Source organism: Conyzicola nivalis, assembly GCF_014639655.1.
Classification (GTDB): domain Bacteria; phylum Actinomycetota; class Actinomycetes; order Actinomycetales; family Microbacteriaceae; genus Conyzicola; species Conyzicola nivalis.
The window spans coordinates 2,015,830-2,036,227 of record NZ_BMGB01000001.1; the positions used below are offsets into that span (position 1 = coordinate 2,015,830).

Genomic DNA, 20,398 nt, shown 5'->3' on the forward strand with positions numbered 1-20,398 from the left:
GAGACATCGTGCGGAGAAAAGCAACGCTGCTTGCCGGCCTGATCGTCGCGGCGGTCGCCATACCGTCCACCGCGGCATTGGCGATCGACGACGTGAACACGACAAAACTCGAGAGGGCGGTGACCGTCAACGGGATACTGCAACACGAACGGGTGTTCCAACGCATCGCGAACAACAACGGGGGCACCCGCGCCTCGGGCACCCCCGCCTACGACGCCTCGGCCGCCTACGTGGCGCAGCGGCTCACCGCCGCCGGTTACGAGGTCAGCACCCAGGAGTTCGAGTTCCCGTTCTTCCAGGAGCTCGGCCCGTCGGTGCTGACCCAGGTCTCCCCCGTCGCCGGGCCCATCGAATCCGCGACGCTCGAGTACTCGGGCGCCGGTGACGTCACCGGCACCGTGGTCGCGGCGGGCGGCATCATCGTTCCGGCCACCCCCGAACCGAGCTCGGCCTCTGGCTGTCTGCCCGAGGACTTCGTGGCCGCCTCGCCCACCGAGCCCCAGGTCGCGCTCATCCAGCGCGGCACCTGCGACTTCGCGGTCAAGGTGGCCAACGCCGTCGCGGCCGGTTACGACGCCGCGGTCATCTTCAACGAGGGCAACCCCGGGCGCACGGAGCTGCTCACCGGTGTCACCCTCGGTGGCCCCGCGGCCGTGCCCGTGGTCGGCGTCAGCTACGCCGACGGCGTCGCGCTCTACGAGGCCGCGCTGGCCGGGCCGGTGACGGTCTCGGTGAGCACCGACACCCTGTCGGAGACCCGCACCACCGTGAACGTGCTCGCCGACAGCCCCAAGGGAGACCCGGGACGGGTCGTCGTGGTCGGGGCGCACCTCGACTCGGTGCTCGAAGGACCGGGCATCAACGACAACGGCAGCGGCACCGCGACGATCCTCGAGACGGCGATCCAGATCGCCAAGGAGGGCAAGAAGCCACAGCAGCAGCTGCGCTTCGCCTTCTGGGGCGCCGAGGAGAACGGCCTGCTCGGGTCGACCAACTATGTCGAGTCGCTGAGCGACGAGGAGCTGGGCACCATCTACGCCAACCTCAACTTCGACATGCTCGGTTCGCCGAACTACGTGCGGTTCGTCTACGACGGCGACGGCTCGGACGACCCGGACGGCCTGGCGGGCCCTCCCGGTTCGGCCCAGATCGAGGAGTTGTTCACCGACTATTTCTCCGACAGGGACCTGGCGACGGAGCCGACGGCGTTCGACGGACGGTCTGACTACGGCCCGTTCATCGCGGCCGGCATCCCGGCGGGCGGCCTGTTCAGCGGTGCCGAGGGTATCAAGACGGCGGAGGAGGCGGCCGAGTACGGCGGCACGGCGGGTGCGCCGTACGACCCCTGCTATCACCAGGCCTGCGACACCATCACCAACCTGAGCACCGCGGCGCTGAACGAGCTGGGCGACGCGGTCGCACACGCGGTCGGCACGATGGCGCGCACGAAGACCGGCTTCTTCGAAGACGGCAGCCGCATGGCGAAGGCACCGCAGCTCACGGGCGACGACTTCGACTACCGGGGCAACCAGCTGGTGCGCTGACACCGGAAACGCGAAAGCCCCGCCCGTCGCGAGACGGGCGGGGCTTTTCGCGAGGGGGCTAGCGGCCGCCGGCCCGGCGCTTGTTGAACACGTCGAAGGCAACGGCGAGGAGCAGCACGAGGCCCTTCACCGTCTGCTGCCACTCGATGCCGATGCCGAGGATCGACATACCGTTGTTCAGCACACCGATGATGAGACCACCGATGATCGCGCCGCCGATGGTGCCGACGCCGCCCTGGACAGCGGCTCCACCGATGAAGGCGGCGGAGATGGCCTCGAGCTCGAACCCGTCACCGGCCTTCGGACCGGCGAGGTTGAGGCGCGCGGTGAAGACGAGTCCGGCGAGCGCCGCGAGGAAGCCCATGTTCACGAAGATGAAGAAGTCGACCTTCTTGGTCTTCACGCCCGAGAGCTCGGCCGCGTGGCGGTTGCCACCGATCGCGTAGATGTGACGACCGAAGACGCTGCGGTTGGTCACGATGCCGTAGACGAGAACGAGCACGGCGAGGATGATCAGCGTGACCGGGATGCCCTTGAAGCTGGCGAGCGCCCAGGCGATGCCGAAGATGGCGGCCGAGACCAGCACGATCTTGCCGATGAACCAGACGAGCGGCTCGACCTCCTGCGCGTAGCTCTGGCGGCCCGAACGGGTACGGAACTGCTGCACCACGAACGCGATGATCGCGAAGACGCCGATGCCGAGCGTGAACGGGTCGATCTCGAACTCGCCGAACAAATCGGTCAAGAACCCGTTACCGAGCGCGCGGTAGCCCTCGGGGAACGAACCGATGTTCGAGTTGCCCAGCACGACGAGCGCGAGTCCGCGGAAGATGAGCATGCCTGCCAGCGTCACGATGAACGCCGGTATGCCCACGTAGGCGACCCAGAAGCCCTGCCAGGCTCCCACGAGCGCGCCGATCAGCAGCGAGATGATGATGGCGATCCACCACTCGATGCCCATCTTCACCGTGAGAACGCCCGACACGGCGCCGACGAACGCCGCGACCGATCCGACCGAGAGGTCGATGTGGCCGGCGACGATCACCATCACCATGCCGATCGCGAGGATCAGGATGTACCCGTTCTGCACGATCAGGTTGGAGATGTTCTGCGGTCGCAGCAGGATGCCGTCGGTGAGGATCTGGAACAGAACGACCACGGCGATGAGGGCGAGGAAGATGCCGTTCTTGCCGAGGTCGGTGACGATGTGGGTCAGGGACGAGCCGACTTTGCTCACCGCGCTGGGAGCTGTCTTCGTGTCAGTCATTGGAAGTCTCCATGGTCATGAGCTTGATGAGGGATTCGGGGTTGGCCTCGGCGATGGGGAGTTCGCCGGTGATGGTGCCCTCGGAGAGGGCGTAGATGCGGTCGCAGATTCCGAGCAGTTCCGGCAGCTCCGAAGAGATGACGATGATGCCTTTGCCGGATGCCGCGAGCCGGTTGATGATCGTGTAGATCTCGTACTTCGCGCCCACGTCGATACCGCGGGTCGGCTCGTCGAGGATGAGCACGTCGGGATCGGAGTAGATCCACTTGCTCAGCACGACCTTCTGCTGGTTGCCGCCCGAGAGCTTGCCGGTCTTGGCGAGCACCGTGGGGGCCTTGATGTTCATGCTCGTGCGGTACTCGTTCGCGACCTTGAACTCCTCGTTGTCGCTCACCAGCCCGCCGCGCACCAGCTTGCCGAGCGAGGCCATCGAGATATTGCGCTTGATGTCTTCGATCAGGTTGAGGCCGTAGGTCTTGCGGTCTTCGGTGGCGTAGGCGAGCCCGTTGGCGATGGCCTCCGACACCGTGCGGGTCTTGATCTCCTTGCCGCTCTTGAAGACCTTGCCCGAGATGCGCGAGCCGTACGAGCGCCCGAAGAGGCTCATCGCGAACTCGGTGCGGCCGGCACCCATAAGGCCGGCGATGCCGACGATCTCGCCCTTGCGCACGTTGATGCTCACGTTGTTGACGATGACGCGCGAGGGGTCCTGCGGGTGGTGGGCGGTCCAGTTCTCGACCCGCAGGATCTCCTCGCCGATGTGCGGCGTGTGATCGGGGTAGCGGTGTTCGAGGTCGCGGCCGACCATGTCCTTGATGATGCGGTCTTCCGTGACGTCGGCCTTGGCGATCGTTTCGATCGTCTTGCCGTCGCGGATCACGGTGACCGTGTCCGAGATCTTCTTGATCTCGTTGAGCTTGTGGGAAATGATGATCGACGTGATGCCCTGCTCCTTGAGGTGCAGGATCAGGTCGAGCAGGTGTGCCGAGTCCTCGTCGTTGAGCGCCGCGGTCGGTTCATCCAGAATCAGCAGCTTCACCCGCTTGGAGAGCGCCTTCGCGATCTCCACAAGCTGCTGCTTGCCGACACCGATGTCCATGACCTTGGTGGTCGGGTTTTCCTTGAGGCCGACGCGGGCGAGCAGTTTCGCGGCTTCCTGGTTGGCCTTGTTCCAGTCGATGAGCCCGAGCGCACCCTTGACCTCGTTGTTGAGGAAGATGTTCTCGGCGATCGAGAGGTAGGGGCTCAGGGCGAGCTCCTGGTGGATGATGACGATGCCCTTCGCCTCGCTGTCGCGGATGTCGCGGAACTCGACGGTCTCGTCTTCGTAGACGATGTCGCCCTCGTAGGTCCCGTGCGGGTACACGCCGGACAGCACCTTCATGAGGGTGGATTTTCCCGCGCCGTTTTCGCCGCAGATCGCGTGGATCTCGCCTCTGGCCACCTCGAGGGTGACGTCCTGCAGCGCTTTTACGCCGGGAAAGGTCTTGGTGATCGACCGCATTTCCAGGATGTTCGTGGTCACTGTGTGTGCCGGCTTCCTTGAAAAGAAAAAGTGAGTGGTGGATGCCGGTGCCGGGGAGTCGCCTCCCCGGCACCGGCGGGTGAGATCAGCGGACTTAGCCGTTGACCTCTGCTTCGGTCCAGTAGCCGGTGTCGATGAGTGCGGACTGGATGTTGTCCTTCACCACGATGACGGGCTCGAGGAGGTAGGACGGGACGTCCTTGACATTGTTGTTGTAGGTGCTGTCGTCGTTCGTCTCGACGGTGTCACCGTTGAGAGCCGCGACGGCCATGTCGGCCGCCTTCTTGGCCAGCTCGCGCGTGTCCTTGAAGATGGTCGCGTACTGCTCGCCCGAGTTGATGGCCTTGACCGAGTCGATCTCGGCGTCCTGGCCGGAGATGATCGGCCATTCGTCGCCCAGCGAGTAACCGGCGTCCTGAAGGGCGCCGATGATTCCACGGGAGATGCCGTCGTACGGGGAGAGGACCGCGTTGACGGTGGTGCCGTCAGAGTAGTTCGCGGTGAGGAGGTCCTCCATGCGGCTCTGTGCGGTCTCGCCGTCCCAGCGGAGCGTCGCCGCCTGCTCGATCGAGGTCTGGTTGCTCTTCACAACGAGGGTGCCCTCGTCGATGAAGGGCTGCAGCACGTCCATTGCTCCGTTGAAGAAGAAGAACGCGTTGTTGTCGTCGAGCGATCCGGCGAACAGTTCGATGTTGAACGGGCCGGCGGGTGCGCCCTCGATCGGGGTTCCGTCGAGTTCGACGAGTCCGAGACCGTTGAGCAGCGACCATGCCTGCTGGTTACCGACGAGCTCGTTGTCGAAGGTGGCGTAGTAGTCGACGTTCTCGGTGTCCATGAGCAGACGGTCGTAGGCGATGACGGGGATCTCCGCATCGGCCGCGTCGGCCAGGATGTTCGTGAGCGTGGTGCCGTCGATCGAGGCGACGATCAGGGCTTCCGCGCCCTTGGTGATCATGTTCTCGATCTGGCTGACCTGGGTGGGGATGTCGTCTTCGGCGTACTGCAGGTCGACCTTGTAGCCCTGGTCTTCCAGCGCCTTCTTGACGGCGTCGCCGTCGGCGATCCAGCGCTCGGACGACTTGGTGGGCATCGCGACGCCGATGAGCGCGCCGCCTCCCTCGCCCGAACCGGAGTCTCCGCCGGATCCTCCGGAGCAGGCCGCGAGGCTCGCGACCATGGCGCCAGCTGCGACGAGCGAAAGAATAGCTCTCTTCTTCACTGTGTGTTCCTTTCAAATGATGGACATCGTTGTCTGGTGCATCAACCCGGTTTGTCCATTACAACCGGGTCCCGCCGGGGCCGAAAGGGCCGTCCCTGGCAAGCTTTTTGGGGTTACTAGATGGCCTGCGCCAACCGGTAGTACGCGGAGTTCCACTTCACTTCGTGGGCGAAAGACCGCTTGGTCGTGTTCTCGTCGATGATGAGCAGTTCGGTGCGGGCGATCTCGGCGAAGTCTTCCCACGCCTCGACGCCGATCGCGGTGGAGAGCACCGTGTGGTGCGCGGCCCCCGCGGTGAGCCAGGCGGTCGCGGATGTCGCGAGGTCGGGCGCAGGCTTCCACACTGCCCGGGCGACCGGGAGGTGAGGGAGCGGCGCCGGGAGGTCGACGACCTCGACAACGTTGGCCACGAGTCGGAAGCGGTCGCGCATGTCGGACAGCGCGACGACCACGCCGGCACCAGCGTCGGTGTCGAAGACGAGGCGCACGGGGTCTTCGCGCCCGCCGATGCCGAGCGGGTGGATCTCGAGGCTCGGCTTCTTCGTGGTGAGCGACGGGCAGATCTCGAGCATGTGGGCGCCGAGGATCGTCTCTTCGCCGGGCACGAGGTTGTAGGTGTAGTCCTCCATGAGCGAGGCGCCGCCGGGCAGCCCCGCGCCCATGACCTTCGCGGCGCGGATGAGAACGGCCGTCTTCCAGTCGCCCTCGCCGCCGAAGCCGTAGCCGTCGGCCATCAGCCGCTGCACGGCCAGGCCGGGAAGCTGGCGCAGTCCGCCGAGGTCCTCGAAGCTGGTGGTGAACGCGGTGAAGCCGCCCTCCTCGAGGAAGGAGCGCAGGCCGAGCTCGATGCGTGCGCCGTAGCGCAGCGACTCGTGGCGGTCGCCGTCGGGCAGGAGCTCGGGGACGACGTCGTACGACTCGAGGTAGACGGCGACGAGGGCGTCGACGTCTGCGTCCGACGCGGCATCCACCCGCTCTACGAGTTCGTTGACACCCCACGTGTTGACGCTCACACCGAAGCGGATCTCGGCCTCGGTCTTGTCGCCCTCGGTGACGGCGACGTTGCGCATGTTGTCGCCGAAGCGGGCGAGCTTCATGCCCTGCGTCGCGACCCAGCCGGACGCCGCGCGGGTCCAAGTGCCGACCTGCGCGGTGACGACGGGGTTGGTGGCGTGGCCGACGACGGTCTTGCGCGGCACGTTCATGCGGCTCGCGATGTAGCCGAACTCGCGGTCGCCGTGCGCGGCCTGGTTGAGGTTCATGAAATCGAAGTCGATCTCGGCCCAGGGCAGCTCGACGTTGGCCTGCGTGTGCAGGTGCAGGAACGGCTTGCGCAGCGCGTCGAGCCCGTGGATCCACATTTTGGCGGGGCTGAAGGTGTGCATCCACGCGATGACTCCGACGACCGTGTCATCCGTCGTCGCGTCGAGCATCGCCCGGCGGATGGCGTCCGAGCTCTTGAGCACCGGCTTCCAGACGATCGTGACGGGAATGTCGCTCGACTCGTTGAGCAGGCGCACCACCTCCTGCGACTGCTCGGCCACCTGGCGCAGCGTGTCGTCGCCGTAGAGGTCCTGGCTGCCGGTGAGGAACCAGACCTCGTTCGTCGCGAGGTCGGGGATGATCGAGGTGGTCACTTGAGTGCTCCTGTGGGTTCTTGGCCGTAGACGTTCTGGTAGCGGTCGAACAGCGAATCGATGGCCGACTGGGCGATGGGCAGCGGGGCGCCGAGCTGGCGCGAGATGTGCACGGTCTTGGCCACGTCCTCGGCCATGACGGCCGCCTTGACCGCGTCTTTCGCGTTCTTGCCGATCGTGAACACGCCGTGGTTCTGCATGAGCACGGCGCGCGAGCGGTGTCCGGCGAGGGTCTCGACCACGCCGCGGCCGATCGAGTCATCGCCGATGATCGCGAACGGGCCGACCGGGATCTCGCCGCCGAACTCGTCGGCCATGGCGGTGATGACGCACGGGACGGCCTCGCCGCGGGCGGCCCAGGCGGTGGCGTAGGTGGAGTGCGTGTGCACGACTCCGCCGACCTCGGGCATGTTGCGGTAGATGTAGGCGTGCGCGGCGGTGTCGCTCGATGGGCTGCGGTCGGAGCCGGGCGTGCTGGGGATGACGTTGCCGTCGAGGTCGCACAGGATCTGGTTCTCGGGGCTGAGGTCGTCGTAGGAGACGCCCGACGGCTTGATCACGAACAGGTCGGCGCCGGGAACGCGGCCGGAGACGTTGCCGCCCGTCCAGACCACGAGTTCGTAACGCACGAGTTCCTCGTGCAGTCGGGCCACGTCGTCGCGGGTGCGCGCGATCGCGACCTGGATTTCGGGAGAGAAGGCGGTCATTTCGTCGTTCCTGTCGGCGTGAGGGCGGCGACCGCGGCGCGCTCGACGGCGAGGCCGGCGCGGTAGTCGTCGAGGTAGGTGGCGAAGCCCGCGACGTCCGTGGCATCCGGGGCTACGGTCTCAAAGACCGCACCGGCGAAGACGCGGTCGCGCAGGTAGGCGTCGAGGGTCTCGGATGACTCGGACGCGGCAAACGCCGCGAGCACGGCCATGCCCCACGCGCCGCCCTCCGAGGCGGTGTGGGCCACGGCGACCGGTGCGTCGAGCGCGCCGGCGAGGAAGCGCTGGGCGACACCGGCGGTGCGGAACATGCCCCCGTGGGCGAACATCTGGTCGAGCCCGACGCGCTCGCCCTCCAGCACGCGCATGCCGAGGGCGAGGGTGCCGAACACGCCGTAGAGCTGCGCCCGCATGAAGTTGGGGAGGGTGAGGCGGCTGTCGGGCGTGCGCACGACGAGCGGGCGGCCCTCGTCGAGGCCCGCGATCGGCTCGCCGGCGAGGTGGTTGTAGGCGAGCAGTCCGCCCGCGTCTGCCTCGCCGTCGAGTGCCGCGCGGAAGAGCACGTCGAACACCGCGTCGGAGTCGAGCGGGCTGCCGGCTGCCGCCGCGAAGCTGCCGAACAGCCCGGCCCAGGCGGCGAGCTCGCTGGCACCGTTGTTGCAGTGCACCATCGCGACCGGGTCGCCGGCCGGGGTGGTGACGAGGTCGAGTTCGTGGTGCACGCTCGTGAGCGGGCGCTCGAGCACGACCATCGCGAAGATGCTCGTTCCGGCGCTGACGTTGCCGGTGCGCGGGGCGACGGAGTTCGTGGCGACCATGCCGGTTCCGGCGTCGCCCTCGGGCGGCGCCAGCACCGCGCCGGCTCGCAGGGTGCCGGTCGGGTCGAGCAGTGCGGCACCCTCGGCGGTGAGCACGCCGGCGTTCTGGCCGGCGACGAGCACCTCGGGCAGCAGGGCGGCGAGGTCGAGCGCGGGCACGCGCGCCTCGTACTTCTCGAGCAGTGCGGCTTCGTAGGTTTTTGTGGCCGCGTCGATCGGGAACATGCCGGACGCGTCGCCGACACCGAGCACCTTGCGGCCGGTGAGACGCCAGTGCACGTACCCGGCGAGGGTCGTGACGAAGTCGAGATCGGCGACGTGGGGCTCGTCGTCGATGACCGCCTGGTGCAGGTGGGCGATCGACCAGCGCAGGGGGATGTTCAGGCCGAACAGCTCGGTGAGCTCGGCGGCCGCGACGCCCGTGGTCGTGTTGCGCCAGGTGCGGAACGGCACGAGCTGCTCGCCGGCGTGGTCGAAGGCGAGGTAGCCGTGCATCATCGCCGAGACGCCCACGGCGCCGAAGCCGTCGGGGCGCACGCCGTAGCGCGCCTCGGCGTCGGAGACCAGGTCGGCGTAGGCGGCGCGGATGCCCGACCAGGCGTCGTCGAGGGAGTAGGTCCAGACGCGGTCGACGAACGCATTCTCCCACTCGTGGCTGCCCACGGCGAGAACCGCCGCGTCGTCGCCGATCAGGCAGATCTTGATGCGGGTCGAGCCGAGCTCGATGCCGAGAGAGGTGCGGCCGGCCGTGATGGCTGCGGCGGCTTGCGAGAGCGTTCCGGGACCGACGCCGACGGTGGACTGCACGTCGGCTGCTGGCTCGGTGGGGGTGCTCACTCTACGGACCTCATTGTCTGCTGCTCTTGCGGGTTGTGCGGGGTGTGTGACACCCGAATGTGACCGTTCACATTCAACTCCGCAATGTTACATGCGAAACGGTCACATCTGTCAAGGCCCGAAGGTCACGGCCCGGTAACGCGTGCCCCGCCCGCGCCGTCGCCCGTGCCCCCGCGCCCGCCACCACCGCCACCGCCGCGCCAACCACCGCCGTGCCAAATGCAGGAGAAACCCGTCCGAGTCACACGTTGGCGCGGATGCGCGCCCCTCCCCGGCGAAATCTCCTGCATTTGGCACGGGGAGGGCGGCGGGTGGGGCCACGCCGGAGGGCGACTCGTGGATGTCACGGCCACCCCGCGCCCGGGCGCGAGCCGCGGCATCCGCCTCGCACCTCCCCCGCCCTCGCATGTGCCAAATGAAGGAGAAACCACGTGCCCGTCACCCGTTCACGCGGATGCACGGCCGTCGCGAGCGAAATCTCCTTCATTTGGCAGAGGAAGCCGTCGGGCGGGAGGCGCGGCGGGCTAGCGGCGCGGCGCGGCCGTCGACGAGCGCACGACGAGTTCGGGCGCGATCTGGTCGTGGTCCTGGCCGGTTCCCCCGCTGAGCTCCGAGAGCAAGAGGGCGACGGCGCGACGGCCGATCTCGGCGAAGTTCTGGCGCACGGTGGTGAGCGGCGGTGAGAAGTGCGCGGCCTCGGGGATGTCGTCGAAGCCGACCACGCTGATGTCGCCGGGAACGTCGAGCCCCGACTCGCGGCAGGCGTGCATGAACCCCAGCGCCATCTGGTCGTTGCCCGCGAACACCGCGGTGAAATCGCGGAAACGCAGCAACTCGAGCCCGGCGTAATATCCGAAGTGGGCGCTCCAGTCGCCGAGGATCGGTGCCCGGGTGCGCAGCTCGGCCTCGTTGATCTCCTCGAGGAAACCCTGCATCCGGGCATCCGCCTCGATCCAGTCCTGCGGGCCCGAGATATGCGTGATCTCGGTGTGCCCCAGCTCGATCAGGTGCCGGGTGGCCAGCCGCGCGCCCGCCACCTGGTCGACCGAGAGGCTGTGCCCGAGGTTGCGTCCGGTCGACTCGAGCGTGACGTAGGGCACGTTGATCGACAGGTCGCTGAGCGCGTCGAACACGCGCGCCTGGGGCGCGATGACGACGAGCGCCTCGACCGCTTGGCTGAGCAGGTAGTCGATGGCCGACTTGATCGAGGAGTAGTCGCCGGATGACACGCTGGTGATACTGAGTCGGTACCCGGCCTCACGCGCCGCGATCTCGATCGCGTTGACACTGGTCGTCGGCCCGTAGTGGGCGGTCTGCGACGACAGCACGCCGATGGTGCGGGTGCGGCTGGTGACGAGGGCGCGGGCGGCCTGGTTGGGCCGGTAGCCGATCTCGGAGATGACGTCGAGCACCCGTTGCCTCGTCGACGCCTTGATGCTCGGGCTGTCGTTGAGAACGCGGGAGACGGTCTGGTAGGAGACTCCGGCGAGAGCGGCGACATCGCGGATGTTGGGCGCGCGAACCTTCTCCGGCTCCATGGTCACTCGAGATACCCGACTTCGTTGGCGATGTGTACGTTCACATTCGAATGTCTTCCATTATGCACGGAAGCCCCTGAGGCCCAGGATCGGGCCGGTTCGCAGGGCAAAAGGAAAGGCCGGTCGCACCCGAGGGTGCGACCGGCCTTCACCGTTTTGCTACTTAGCCGTTGACGAGGGCGAGAAGCTCCTCGTTGTCGGCGTACGCCTCAGCGGCGTTCTCCTTGGTGACGATGACCGGCTCGAGGTAGAGCGTCGCGACGTCAACGTTGCCGTTGTTCGTCTCGTCGGTCGTGTCGGGCTCGTCGCCGGCCTGCAGCGCCTGAGCCATCTCGATCGCGGTCTGAACGAGCGCGCGGGTGTCCTTGTAGATGGTCGAGTACTGCTCGCCCGACATGATCAGCGGGATCGAGGCGGCCTCGGAGTCCTGACCGGTGACGATCGGAAGGTCGGCCTGTCCGGCATCCTGCACCGAGGTGATGATGGCGCGGGCGAGGGTGTCGTTCGGCGAGAGGACGCCGTCGACGGTCTCCGACTGGTACGTGCCCTGCATCAGGGTGTCCATGCGGCGCTGAGCGTTCTCGGGCTTCCAGCCGTCGGTCGCCGTCTGGGCGATGTCGACCTGGCCGGAAACGACCTTGAGCGTTCCGTCGTCGATCTTCGGCTGGAGAACGTCCATCGCACCCTCGAAGAAGACGGGGGCGTTGGCGTCGTCCGACGAGCCCGAGAAGAGCTCGATGTTGTAGGTGTCCTTGTCCGGGAACTTCGCGGCGAGACCGTCGAGCAGGGCCTGGCCCTGCAGCTGGCCGACCTTGAAGTTGTCGAAGGCGACGTAGTAGTCGACCGCGTCGGAGTTCAGGATGAGACGGTCGTACGCGACGACGATGGCGCCGGCGTCGCGGGCTTCCTGCACCTGCGTGCCGAGCTGGGCGCCGTCCTTGGCACCGATGATGATGACCTTGGCGCCGTTGGTGACCATGGTCGAGATCTGCTGCTGCTGGTCGGCGACAGCGTTGCTGGCACCCGCGTACTGCACGTCGGCTTCGAAGCCGGCCTCTGCGAGACCGTCCTCGAACAGGCCGCCGGCGAGAACCCAGTTCTCACTGGTCTTGTCGGGAAGGGCCACGCCGATGAGCGAGTTGGCCTCGAAGCCGCTGCCGGCCTCGGTGCCCGCGTCGCCGCCTCGGCCGCTGTCGCTCGAGCAGCCGGTGAGGCCGAGTGCCGCTACGGCGACGAACGCGCCGGTAGCAAGAAGGATCTTCTTCATTGGGATCTCTTTCTTTCTGTTCTGTGTTGGTTTGGTGCGTTGGGTGGAGCTGATTCTCCGGTGGTGGATCAGTGTGGTGAGTCTGTGGTGTTACTTGGGCAGGTCGGCCGGCACCGCGGTGTCGGGGGTTCCGCCGCCGGGGGTGACCTGCGCCGAGGTGGCGCCGTCGGTGGGAGCGGCACCGCCCTTGTCCTTGCGGGTCATGAGTCCGATGATCGACGGGCGGCCCTGCGTCTTGTTGAAGACGTCGACGCCGACGGCGATGAGCAGCACGAGGCCCTTGATGATCTGCACGAGGTCGGACTGGATGCCCTTCAGCGCGAGACCGTTGGAGAGCACGGCCATGACGAGTCCACCGATGATGGAGCCGGCAACGGTTCCGATACCGCCGGAGACCGCGGCGCCGCCGATGAACACGGCCGCGATCGCGTCGAGCTCCCAGCCGGTGCCGTCGAACGGTCCGGATGCCTGCGACCGGGCGACGAAGATCATGCCGGCGAGAGCGGCGAGCACCGACATGTTCATCATGACGAAGAAGTTGACCTTCTTCGAGTTGACGCCGGACAGCTCGGCCGCGTGCTTGTTGCCGCCGACCGCGTAGATGTGGCGGCCGATGATCGTGTTGTTGGTGAGGAACGAGTAGGCCACGACGAGCAGCACGAGGATGATGCCAGACACCGGGAAGCTGGTGCCGACTCGGCCGGTCGCGAACAGGTAGGCGGCGACCATCACGACGCCGCCGAGGATGACGACGCGCAGGATGCTGATCCAGACGGGGCTGGACGAGGCGCCCATCACCTTGCGGGTGCGGCGTCCGCGCACCTCGAGGGCGATGAGGATGAGCACGACGACGAGGCCGAGCAGCATCGTCAGGTTGTTGAAGCCGAGGTTCGGGCCGACCTCGGGCAGGTATCCCTTACCGATGGTCTGGAACTCGCCGGCGACGGGCACGGTGGCGGAGTCGCCGATGAACTGGTTGCCTCCGCGCCAGATCAACATGCCGGCTAGCGTCACGATGAAGGCGGGTACGCCGATATAGGCGACCCAGAACCCCTGCCAGGCGCCGATCAGCGCTCCGACGACGAGGCCGAGCAGGATGCCCGCCCACCAGGGGAAGTTCCAGTCCTTCATGGCCAGAGCCACGATGATGCCGGTGAACGCGGCGACCGAACCGACCGACAGGTCGATGTGGCCGGCGATGATGACCATCACCATGCCGATGGCAAGGATCAGGATGTAGGAGTACTGCTGCACGATGTTGATGATGTTTCCGGGCTGCAGCGTCTTACCCCCCGTCCAGATCTGGAAGAAGATGATGATGACGACGAGGGCACCGAGGATGCCGAACTGCTTCAGCGATCCGCCGCCCCCGAAGAGGTTCTTCAGGTCGCGGACGTCGAATCCGCCCTTTTTCTCAGTAATGGGAGCGCTCATTACGCGACTACTTTCTGTGAGGACGACGTCATGCTGCGCATGAGGGTTTCGGGATCGGCCTGAGTGACCGGGAGTTCGTTGGTGATCTTGCCTTCGAAGATCGTGTAGATCCGGTCGGAGACGCCGAGCAGCTCGGGCAGTTCGGACGAGATCATGATGATGCCCTTGCCCTGGGCGGCGAGGTCACGGATGATTCCGTAGATCTCGGCCTTGGCTCCGACGTCGATGCCTCGGGTCGGCTCGTCGAGGATGAGCAGGTCGGGGTCGGTGAACATCCACTTGGCCAGAACGACCTTCTGCTGGTTTCCACCGGAGAGCTTGGTGACGCCCTCCTCGACCGTGGGGGTCTTGATGCGCAGGCTCTTGCGGTATTCCTCGGAGATCTGCGTCTCCTCGGTCTCGTTGACGACGGCGCCCTTCGAGATCTTGCCGAGCTTCGCCGAAACGATCGAGCGCTTGATCGTGTCGAGCAGGTTCAGGCCGAGGGCCTTGCGGTCTTCGCTCACGTAGGCGATTCCGTGGTCGATCGCCTCGGACACGGTGCGGAGCTTGATCTCCTTGCCGTCCTTGAAGACCTGGCCGGAGATGAACTTGCCGTAGGAGCGGCCGAAGATGCTCATGGCGAGCTCGGTACGGCCGGCGCCCATGAGGCCGGCGAATCCGACGACCTCACCGCGGCGAACGGTGAAGCTGGAGTTCTTGACCACGAGTCGCTCGGCGGTGAGCGGGTGCTGCACCGTCCAGTCGCGCACCTCGAAGAAGACCTCGCCGATTTCGGCGGTGTGGTCGGGGAACCTGTTGCCGAGGGTGCGGCCGACCATGCCGCGGATGATGCGGTCTTCGTCGACTCCGTCGGCCTTGACGTCGAGCGTCTCGATCGACTTGCCGTCGCGGATGATCGTGATCTGGTCGGCGATCTGCTCGATCTCGTTGAGCTTGTGCGAGATCATGATCGAGGAGATGCCCTTGCTCTTGAGCCCCAGGATGAGGTCGAGCAGGTGCTGCGAGTCGTTCTCGTTGAGCGCGGCGGTCGGCTCGTCGAGGATGAGTAGCTTCACGTTCTTGTTGAGTGCCTTGGCGATCTCGACGAGCTGCTGCTTGCCGACGCCGATGTTCTTGACCTGCGTGTCGGGGTCGTCGTCGAGTCCGACACGGGCGAGCAGCTGCGTCGCTTCCTTCTGTGCCTCGACCCAGTTGATGACGCCGCCGCGGCCCGGCTCGTTGCCGAGGAAGATGTTCTCGGTGATCGAGAGCTCGGGGATGAGGGCGAGTTCCTGGTGGATGATGACGATGCCGGCGGCCTCGCTCGACTTGATGTCCTTAAAGCGGACGGTCTTGCCCTCGTAGACGATGTCGCCGTCGTAGGTTCCGAAGGGGTAGACGCCCGACAGCACCTTCATCAGCGTGGACTTGCCAGCGCCGTTTTCGCCGCAGATCGCGTGGATCTCGCTGGCTTTGACCGAGAGGGAAACCTTGTCGAGGGCCTTAACTCCAGGAAACTCCTTGGTGATGGACTGCATCTCCAGGATGGTGGGGGCGGTACTCAGACCCTGTTCCACGGCGCGACCTCCTCGTCATGGGTGCTCGCGTGATTCGCACCCGCTAAGAAACGTAAGCCCTGCAAGCGTTGTCGTCAACCTGTGAACGCATGATCTTGGGGTTTCGGGGCAAACGGTTATCGAACGGTGACCTTCTACAGCGGCAGCGGGGAGAGCAGCCCGGTCTGTCGCAGCACGAGCGCGGAAGCCCCCAGCGCCTCGGCCTGTTCGCCGAGCGACGACATCACCAGTTCGGTGGTTTCGCTCAGCATCGGCACGGCGTAGACGTTCAGTCCGCGCCGCACCGGATCGAGCAGCAGCTCGCCCAGGCCGGCGAGCGGGCCGCCGATGACGACGATGGCCGGGTTCACCAGGTTGACGATGGCCGCGACGGAACGCCCGACAGCCAGACCGGCGTCCTCGATGATGCGCAGCGTCGCGTGGTCGCCGGCGAGGGCGGCCCGCACGATGTCGGTCGTCGCGACGGTGGTGGGACTGGTGCGGCTGAGCAACTCGATCATCACGGTCGTCGACGCCACGGTCTCGAGGCAGCCGCGGTTGCCGCACCGGCAGAGCAGCCCGTGGTCGTGCACCGGGGTGTGCCCGATCTCGCCGGTGACCCCGATGTTGCCGCCGAACGGCAGGCCGTTGAAGATGAGTCCGGCGCCGATGCCCGAGCCGATCTTGACGAAGACGAGGTTGTCGGTGCCGCTGTGCGGCCCCCATGTGACCTCGGCCAGCGCCCCCAGGTTCGCGTCGTTGTCGATGTAGACCGGGTAGTTGAGCCGGGCCTCGATCTGCGCGTGCGTGATGCCGACCCACTCGGGCAGGATCGCGCCCTCGATCACCGTCTCGCTGCGCCGGTCGATCGGGCCGGGGATTCCCACGCCGATGCCGAGCACGAGCGAGGGGCTGACGCCGCTCGACTCGAGCACCGAGGCGAGCAGGCGGGACGCGGCATCCAGGGCCACCGAGGCGCTGTGACCGAGCGGCAGTTCGACGGCCTCGGACGCGATGACCTGGTAGTCGAGGCCGGCGACGAGCACGCGCACGTGGCGGCGGCCGAAGTCGATGCCCACGGCGACAGCGCCGTTCTCGCCCGAAAGACTGACCGACAGCGCCCGTCGACCCGAGCTCGTGGTGGGCGCCGTGCTCACGATCCCCCGCTCGGCGAGGGCCTTGACGATGTTCGACACGGTGGCGTTCGACAACCCGGTATTGCGCGAGATCTCGGCCTGCGTGGAGGGGCCGCCGGAGACGAGGCTGGTGATGATGCGCTGCTGGTTCGACTGGCGCAGCGCCGTCTGCGATCCCGGGTTTCGGGACCTGTACCTCGTTGTCATATATGTAGCGTGCAACAACAAAGCCTTGCCGTCAATAAGTTAACGCAACAGAAGCGTCACAATACGCGCGCGTACGCCCGCACCGGGAAGGTGCCGAAGTCGACGACCCGGGGCGGCACCGCCGAAAACAGCGCGCCGGTCGCCGGCAGCGCCTCGAGGCCGGTGAGGTGCTCCACCACGTGGATTCCGGCCGCGAGTAGCAGCGAGTGCGCCGGGCGGGTCCCGCCGGATTCGACGTCGTCGATGTTGAGCGAGTCGATACCGACCGTGGTCACGCCCTGTTCGACGAGGTAGGCGGCGCCGTCTTCGCTGAGATACGGCGCCCCGGTCGCGTAGGCCGGCGTGGCGAAGTGGCGGTCCCACCCGGTGTGCAGCAGCACCGCGCGTCCGGCGAGGTCGCGGTCGAGGAACACCGTGTGCGGAATGCCGCGAGCCGTGGCATCCGAAAGGTGGAAGACCTCGGCACTCTGGTCGACGAGCGTGTCCAGGCTGAGCCCGGCGAGATCGGTACCACCCTCGTAACGATGGAAGGGACTGTCGAGATAGGTGCCCGTGTTTCCGAGCATGGTGATGGTGTCGAGCGCGAATTCGGTTCCCGGCGTGTAGCGCGATCGGGAGTCCGCCCGGGTGAGGTGCGGGGTGAACGTCGGTGCGGGCAGGCCGGGGTAGGTGACGAGGCCCTCGTAGATCGCGTGGCTGAGGTCGACGAGGCGGCCTCTCTGCTCGGGATTAGTGGCGTCGATGCCCCGCGAGCCGCGGTGCTGTTCCTCGACGATCGCGAGGTTCGAGAGGGCGACGGAGTCGACCAGCGCGAGACCCAGGTGCCGCACCAGCAGGCGTCCGACGGCTTCCGCATCGGCGTGCGCCGTAGGAAGCGTTTCTGGCAGGTCGAGACGGAAGGCCTCGGCGGTGAGCGATCCCCCGTTCACGAACTGGATGCGGGCGTCGAAGTGTGCGCGGTACTGGGTCATGCCGCAACTCTGTCAGTGGCAGTAACGCGATGTCGCGCTAGTTTCTGCCACCCCGCCGCGGAAACCTGCCAGTTAGAGCCGCGCCACCCGGTCGAGCGCGGTGAGCAGGTCGGCGGTGAGGTCCGCGACATCCTCGATGCCCACCGACAACCGCACGACGTTCGCGGGCACCTCGAGGGCGGTTCCGCGCACCGAGGCGTGCGTCATCTCCGAGGGGTAGCCGATGAGCGACTCGACGCCGCCGAGCGACTCCGCCAGCTGGAACAGTTCGGTCGACTCCGCGAACGCGCGCGCCGCGGCCTCTCCTCCGGCCAGGCCGAGCGAGATCATCCCTCCGAACGCCTTCATCTGGCGGGACGCCAGCTCGTGTCCGGGATGGGTGGGCAGGCCCGGGTAATAGACGGTTTCGATCGCCGGATGCTCCGCGAGGGTCTCCGCGATCGACTGCGCGTTGGCGGAGTGGCGGTCGAGGCGCACCGCGAGGGTCTTGATTCCCCGGATGGTGAGCCAGGCATCCAAGGGTCCGGAAACCGCACCGACACCGAACTGGAGGAAGCCGACCTTCGCGGCGAGCTCCTCGTCGTTGACGACGACGGCGCCGCCGACGACGTCGGAGTGGCCGCCGAGGTACTTCGTGGTCGAGTGGATCACGGCGTCGGCGCCGAGCGCAATCGGCTGCTGCAGGTAGGGCGATGCGAAGGTGTTGTCGACCACGACGAGCACTCCGGCCTCGTGGCCGATCTCGGCGAGCGCCGCGATGTCGTTGATCTTCATCAGCGGGTTGGTGGGCGTCTCGATCCACAGCACCTTGGTGACACCCGGTCGGATCGACGCGCGCACGGCGTCGAGGTCGGTGAGTTCGACGACCTCGAGGTCGATACCCCACGGCACGAATACGCGGTTGACCAGCCGGTGGGTGCCGCCGTAGACGTCGTTGCCCATCACGATGTGGTCACCGGGCGTGAGCACCGCCCGCAACAGGGCGTCTTCGCCGGCGAGTCCGGAGGCGAAGCTGAAGGCCTTGACTCCGCCCTCGAGCGAGGCGAGTTGCTCCTGCAGCGAGTCACGCGTCGGGTTGCCGCCGCGCGCGTATTCGTAGCCGCCGCGGAATCCGCCGATGCCGTCCTGCACGAAGGTCGAGGTGAGGTAGACCGGGGGAACCACGGCCCCCGTCGTCGGGTCGAAGTGCTGTCCCGCGGTGATGGCGCGCGTGCTGAAGCCGTACTTTTCGTCTGACACGGTGTCTCTAACTGTTCGTGGGGGTGGTTGACGCCTATTCGGCGGTGAGGAAGGTCAGCAGGTCCTGCCGGGTGAGCACTCCGACGGGCTTGCCGTCGCTCACCACCAGCAGGGCGTCGGAGCCGGCCAGCGCGGTACGCGCCGCGCCCACCGACTCGTGCACACCGATCAAACCGAGCGGGGCGCCGACGAATTCCGCGATCGAGTCGGTCATGCTGGCCTTGCCGTTGAAGATGTCGTCGAGCAGGGCGCGTTCGCTGATCGCCCCCGCCACCTCGCCCATCACGACGGGCGGCTCCGCGGTTAGCACCGGCAGCTGGGAGATGTCGTACTCGGCCATGATCTTCACGGCATCGCGCACCGTGTCGACCGGGTGCACGTGCACGAGGTCGGGGAGGTTGCCCGTCTTGCGGCTGAGCACGTCGGAAACCGTCTTCTCCTCGGCCACCTGGGTGAAGCCGTACGACTGCATCCACTTCTCGTTGAAGATCTTGCCGAGGTAGCCTCGACCCCCGTCGGGAAGCAGGATCACCACGACCGCGTCGGCGGGAAGGTCTTTGGCCGCCTTGAGCGCGGCGGAGACGGCGAGACCGCTCGATCCGCCCACCAGCAGGCCCTCCTCGCGCGCGAGGCGTCGGGTGAGTTCGAACGATTCGGCATCGGATGACGCGACGATCTGATCCACGACGGTGGGGTCGTACGCCGTCGGCCAGAAGTCTTCGCCCACGCCCTCGACGAGGTAGGGGCGACCGGTGCCGCCCGAATAGACCGAGCCCTCGGGGTCAGCGCCGATGATCTGCACCGCTCCGCCGGAGACCTCCTTGAGGTACCGGCCCACGCCGCTGATGGTGCCGCCGGTGCCGACGCCGGCGACGAAGTGCGTCACCTTGCCCTCGGTGTCGCGCCAGATCTCGGGGCCGGTCGTCTCGTAGTGGCTGAGCGGCCCGTTCGGGTTCGAGTACTGGTCGGGCTTGAACGCGCCAGGGATCTCGCGCACGAGACGGTCGCTGACGCTGTAGTACGACTCGGGACTGTCGGGGGCGACCGTGGTCGGCGTCACCACGATCTCGGCGCCGTAGGCGGTGAGCACGTTGCGCTTGTCTTCGCCCACCTTGTCGGGCAGCACGAAGACGCAGCGGTAGCCGCGTTGCTGGGCGACGAGCGCCAGGCCGACTCCGGTGTTGCCGCTCGTCGGCTCGACGATGGTCCCGCCCGGTTTCAACAAGCCGTCGCGTTCGGCGGCGTCGATGATGCGGGTCGCGATGCGGTCTTTGGATGATCCGCCGGGGTTGAGGTATTCCACCTTGGCCAGCACGGTCGCCGCGATTTCCGTGGTGACACTGTTGAGCCTGACCAGGGGGGTGTTTCCGACGAGGTCGAGCACCGTCTTTGCGTACTTCATAGGCGCAATCTACCAGCGCGCAATCCGGCGGGACTTTCTCAGCCTTGTCAGGGGATAATCATTGAAGCAACAACCTTCACTACCTCGCCTCCGACCGACGGGTATCCACAGC

At 66.7% G+C, this 20,398-nt stretch carries 15 protein-coding genes; 1 reads left to right on the forward strand and 14 read right to left on the reverse strand.

All coding sequences use genetic code 11. The annotated features are described in order from the left end of the window. The first annotated feature begins 8 nt into the window (after nucleotides 1-8). On the forward strand, nucleotides 9-1,544 hold the full coding sequence (locus IEV96_RS09985) for a M20/M25/M40 family metallo-hydrolase (protein WP_188510462.1): 1,536 nt from the start codon (nucleotides 9-11) through the stop codon (nucleotides 1,542-1,544). A gap of 58 nt (nucleotides 1,545-1,602) precedes the next feature. On the opposite strand, the gene mmsB (IEV96_RS09990) is transcribed toward IEV96_RS09985, so the two are convergent. From mmsB (IEV96_RS09990) to IEV96_RS10055, 14 genes are all read right to left on the reverse strand, one after another. Next, complete coding sequence (gene mmsB, locus IEV96_RS09990; protein WP_373282439.1) at nucleotides 1,603-2,781, reverse strand: multiple monosaccharide ABC transporter permease; 1,179 nt, start codon at nucleotides 2,779-2,781, stop codon at nucleotides 1,603-1,605. A 22-nt stretch (nucleotides 2,782-2,803) separates the two neighbouring features. Next, on the reverse strand, nucleotides 2,804-4,336 hold the full coding sequence (mmsA, locus tag IEV96_RS09995) for a multiple monosaccharide ABC transporter ATP-binding protein (RefSeq protein ID WP_188510464.1): 1,533 nt from the start codon (nucleotides 4,334-4,336) through the stop codon (nucleotides 2,804-2,806). A gap of 94 nt (nucleotides 4,337-4,430) precedes the next feature. After that, nucleotides 4,431-5,513, reverse strand: coding sequence for a multiple monosaccharide ABC transporter substrate-binding protein (chvE, locus tag IEV96_RS10000; RefSeq protein WP_188511209.1), 1,083 nt, complete (start codon nucleotides 5,511-5,513; stop codon nucleotides 4,431-4,433). Nucleotides 5,514-5,671: 158 nt separating this feature from the next. Continuing rightward, nucleotides 5,672-7,180, reverse strand: a complete 1,509-nt coding sequence (gene araA, locus IEV96_RS10005; RefSeq protein ID WP_373282440.1) for an L-arabinose isomerase — start codon at nucleotides 7,178-7,180, stop codon at nucleotides 5,672-5,674. A gap of 8 nt (nucleotides 7,181-7,188) precedes the next feature. Next, entirely contained in the window at nucleotides 7,189-7,899 is a 711-nt protein-coding gene (locus tag IEV96_RS10010; protein ID WP_188510466.1) for an L-ribulose-5-phosphate 4-epimerase, read from the reverse strand. Then, nucleotides 7,896-9,524 (reverse strand): xylulokinase, encoded by a 1,629-nt coding sequence (locus IEV96_RS10015; protein WP_188511210.1) that lies wholly within the window; start codon nucleotides 9,522-9,524, stop codon nucleotides 7,896-7,898. Before IEV96_RS10015 ends, IEV96_RS10010 begins: the two co-directional genes overlap by 4 nt. A gap of 554 nt (nucleotides 9,525-10,078) precedes the next feature. Further along, a complete protein-coding gene (locus IEV96_RS10020) occupies nucleotides 10,079-11,092 on the reverse strand; it encodes a LacI family DNA-binding transcriptional regulator (protein WP_188511211.1) in 1,014 nt (337 codons plus the stop codon). A 163-nt stretch (nucleotides 11,093-11,255) separates the two neighbouring features. Then, nucleotides 11,256-12,359 carry a substrate-binding domain-containing protein gene (locus IEV96_RS10025; RefSeq protein ID WP_188510467.1) on the reverse strand — a complete coding sequence of 368 codons (1,104 nt, stop codon included), beginning with the start codon at nucleotides 12,357-12,359 and terminating at the stop codon, nucleotides 11,256-11,258. Nucleotides 12,360-12,449: 90 nt separating this feature from the next. Beyond that, a complete protein-coding gene (gene mmsB, locus IEV96_RS10030) occupies nucleotides 12,450-13,793 on the reverse strand; it encodes a multiple monosaccharide ABC transporter permease (protein ID WP_188510468.1) in 1,344 nt (447 codons plus the stop codon). Then, nucleotides 13,793-15,313 carry a multiple monosaccharide ABC transporter ATP-binding protein gene (gene mmsA, locus IEV96_RS10035; RefSeq protein WP_188511212.1) on the reverse strand — a complete coding sequence of 507 codons (1,521 nt, stop codon included), beginning with the start codon at nucleotides 15,311-15,313 and terminating at the stop codon, nucleotides 13,793-13,795. Before mmsA (IEV96_RS10035) ends, mmsB (IEV96_RS10030) begins: the two co-directional genes overlap by 1 nt. Before the next feature lie 173 nt (nucleotides 15,314-15,486). After that, nucleotides 15,487-16,689 (reverse strand): ROK family transcriptional regulator, encoded by a 1,203-nt coding sequence (locus IEV96_RS10040; RefSeq protein ID WP_188510469.1) that lies wholly within the window; start codon nucleotides 16,687-16,689, stop codon nucleotides 15,487-15,489. 41 nt (nucleotides 16,690-16,730) lie between these two features. Further along, entirely contained in the window at nucleotides 16,731-17,645 is a 915-nt protein-coding gene (locus IEV96_RS10045; protein ID WP_188510470.1) for a cyclase family protein, read from the reverse strand. Nucleotides 17,646-17,717: 72 nt separating this feature from the next. After that, the gene (locus IEV96_RS10050) at nucleotides 17,718-18,884 is read right to left on the reverse strand and encodes a cystathionine gamma-synthase (RefSeq protein ID WP_188510471.1); all 1,167 of its coding nucleotides are present in this window, start codon (nucleotides 18,882-18,884) and stop codon (nucleotides 17,718-17,720) included. A 34-nt stretch (nucleotides 18,885-18,918) separates the two neighbouring features. Next, nucleotides 18,919-20,286 carry a cystathionine beta-synthase gene (locus IEV96_RS10055; RefSeq protein ID WP_188510472.1) on the reverse strand — a complete coding sequence of 456 codons (1,368 nt, stop codon included), beginning with the start codon at nucleotides 20,284-20,286 and terminating at the stop codon, nucleotides 18,919-18,921. Between the last annotated feature and the right edge of the window lie 112 nt (nucleotides 20,287-20,398).

Excerpts from the sequence above, each read along its gene's own strand:
- mmsA (WP_188511212.1), bottom strand. The coding sequence starts at position 15,313 with ATGCAGTCCATCACCAAGGAGTTTCCTGGAGTTAAGGCCCTCGACAAG.
- chvE (WP_188511209.1), bottom strand. The coding sequence starts at position 5,513 with ATGGTCGCGAGCCTCGCGGCCTGCTCCGGAGGATCCGGCGGAGACTCC.
- mmsB (WP_188510468.1), bottom strand. The coding sequence starts at position 13,793 with ATGAGCGCTCCCATTACTGAGAAAAAGGGCGGATTCGACGTCCGCGAC.
- IEV96_RS10025 (WP_188510467.1), bottom strand. The coding sequence starts at position 12,359 with ATGAAGAAGATCCTTCTTGCTACCGGCGCGTTCGTCGCCGTAGCGGCA.
- IEV96_RS10010 (WP_188510466.1), bottom strand. The coding sequence starts at position 7,899 with ATGACCGCCTTCTCTCCCGAAATCCAGGTCGCGATCGCGCGCACCCGC.
- IEV96_RS10045 (WP_188510470.1), bottom strand. The coding sequence starts at position 17,645 with ATGACCCAGTACCGCGCACACTTCGACGCCCGCATCCAGTTCGTGAAC.
- IEV96_RS10055 (WP_188510472.1), bottom strand. The coding sequence starts at position 20,286 with ATGAAGTACGCAAAGACGGTGCTCGACCTCGTCGGAAACACCCCCCTG.
- IEV96_RS10020 (WP_188511211.1), bottom strand. The coding sequence starts at position 11,092 with ATGGAGCCGGAGAAGGTTCGCGCGCCCAACATCCGCGATGTCGCCGCT.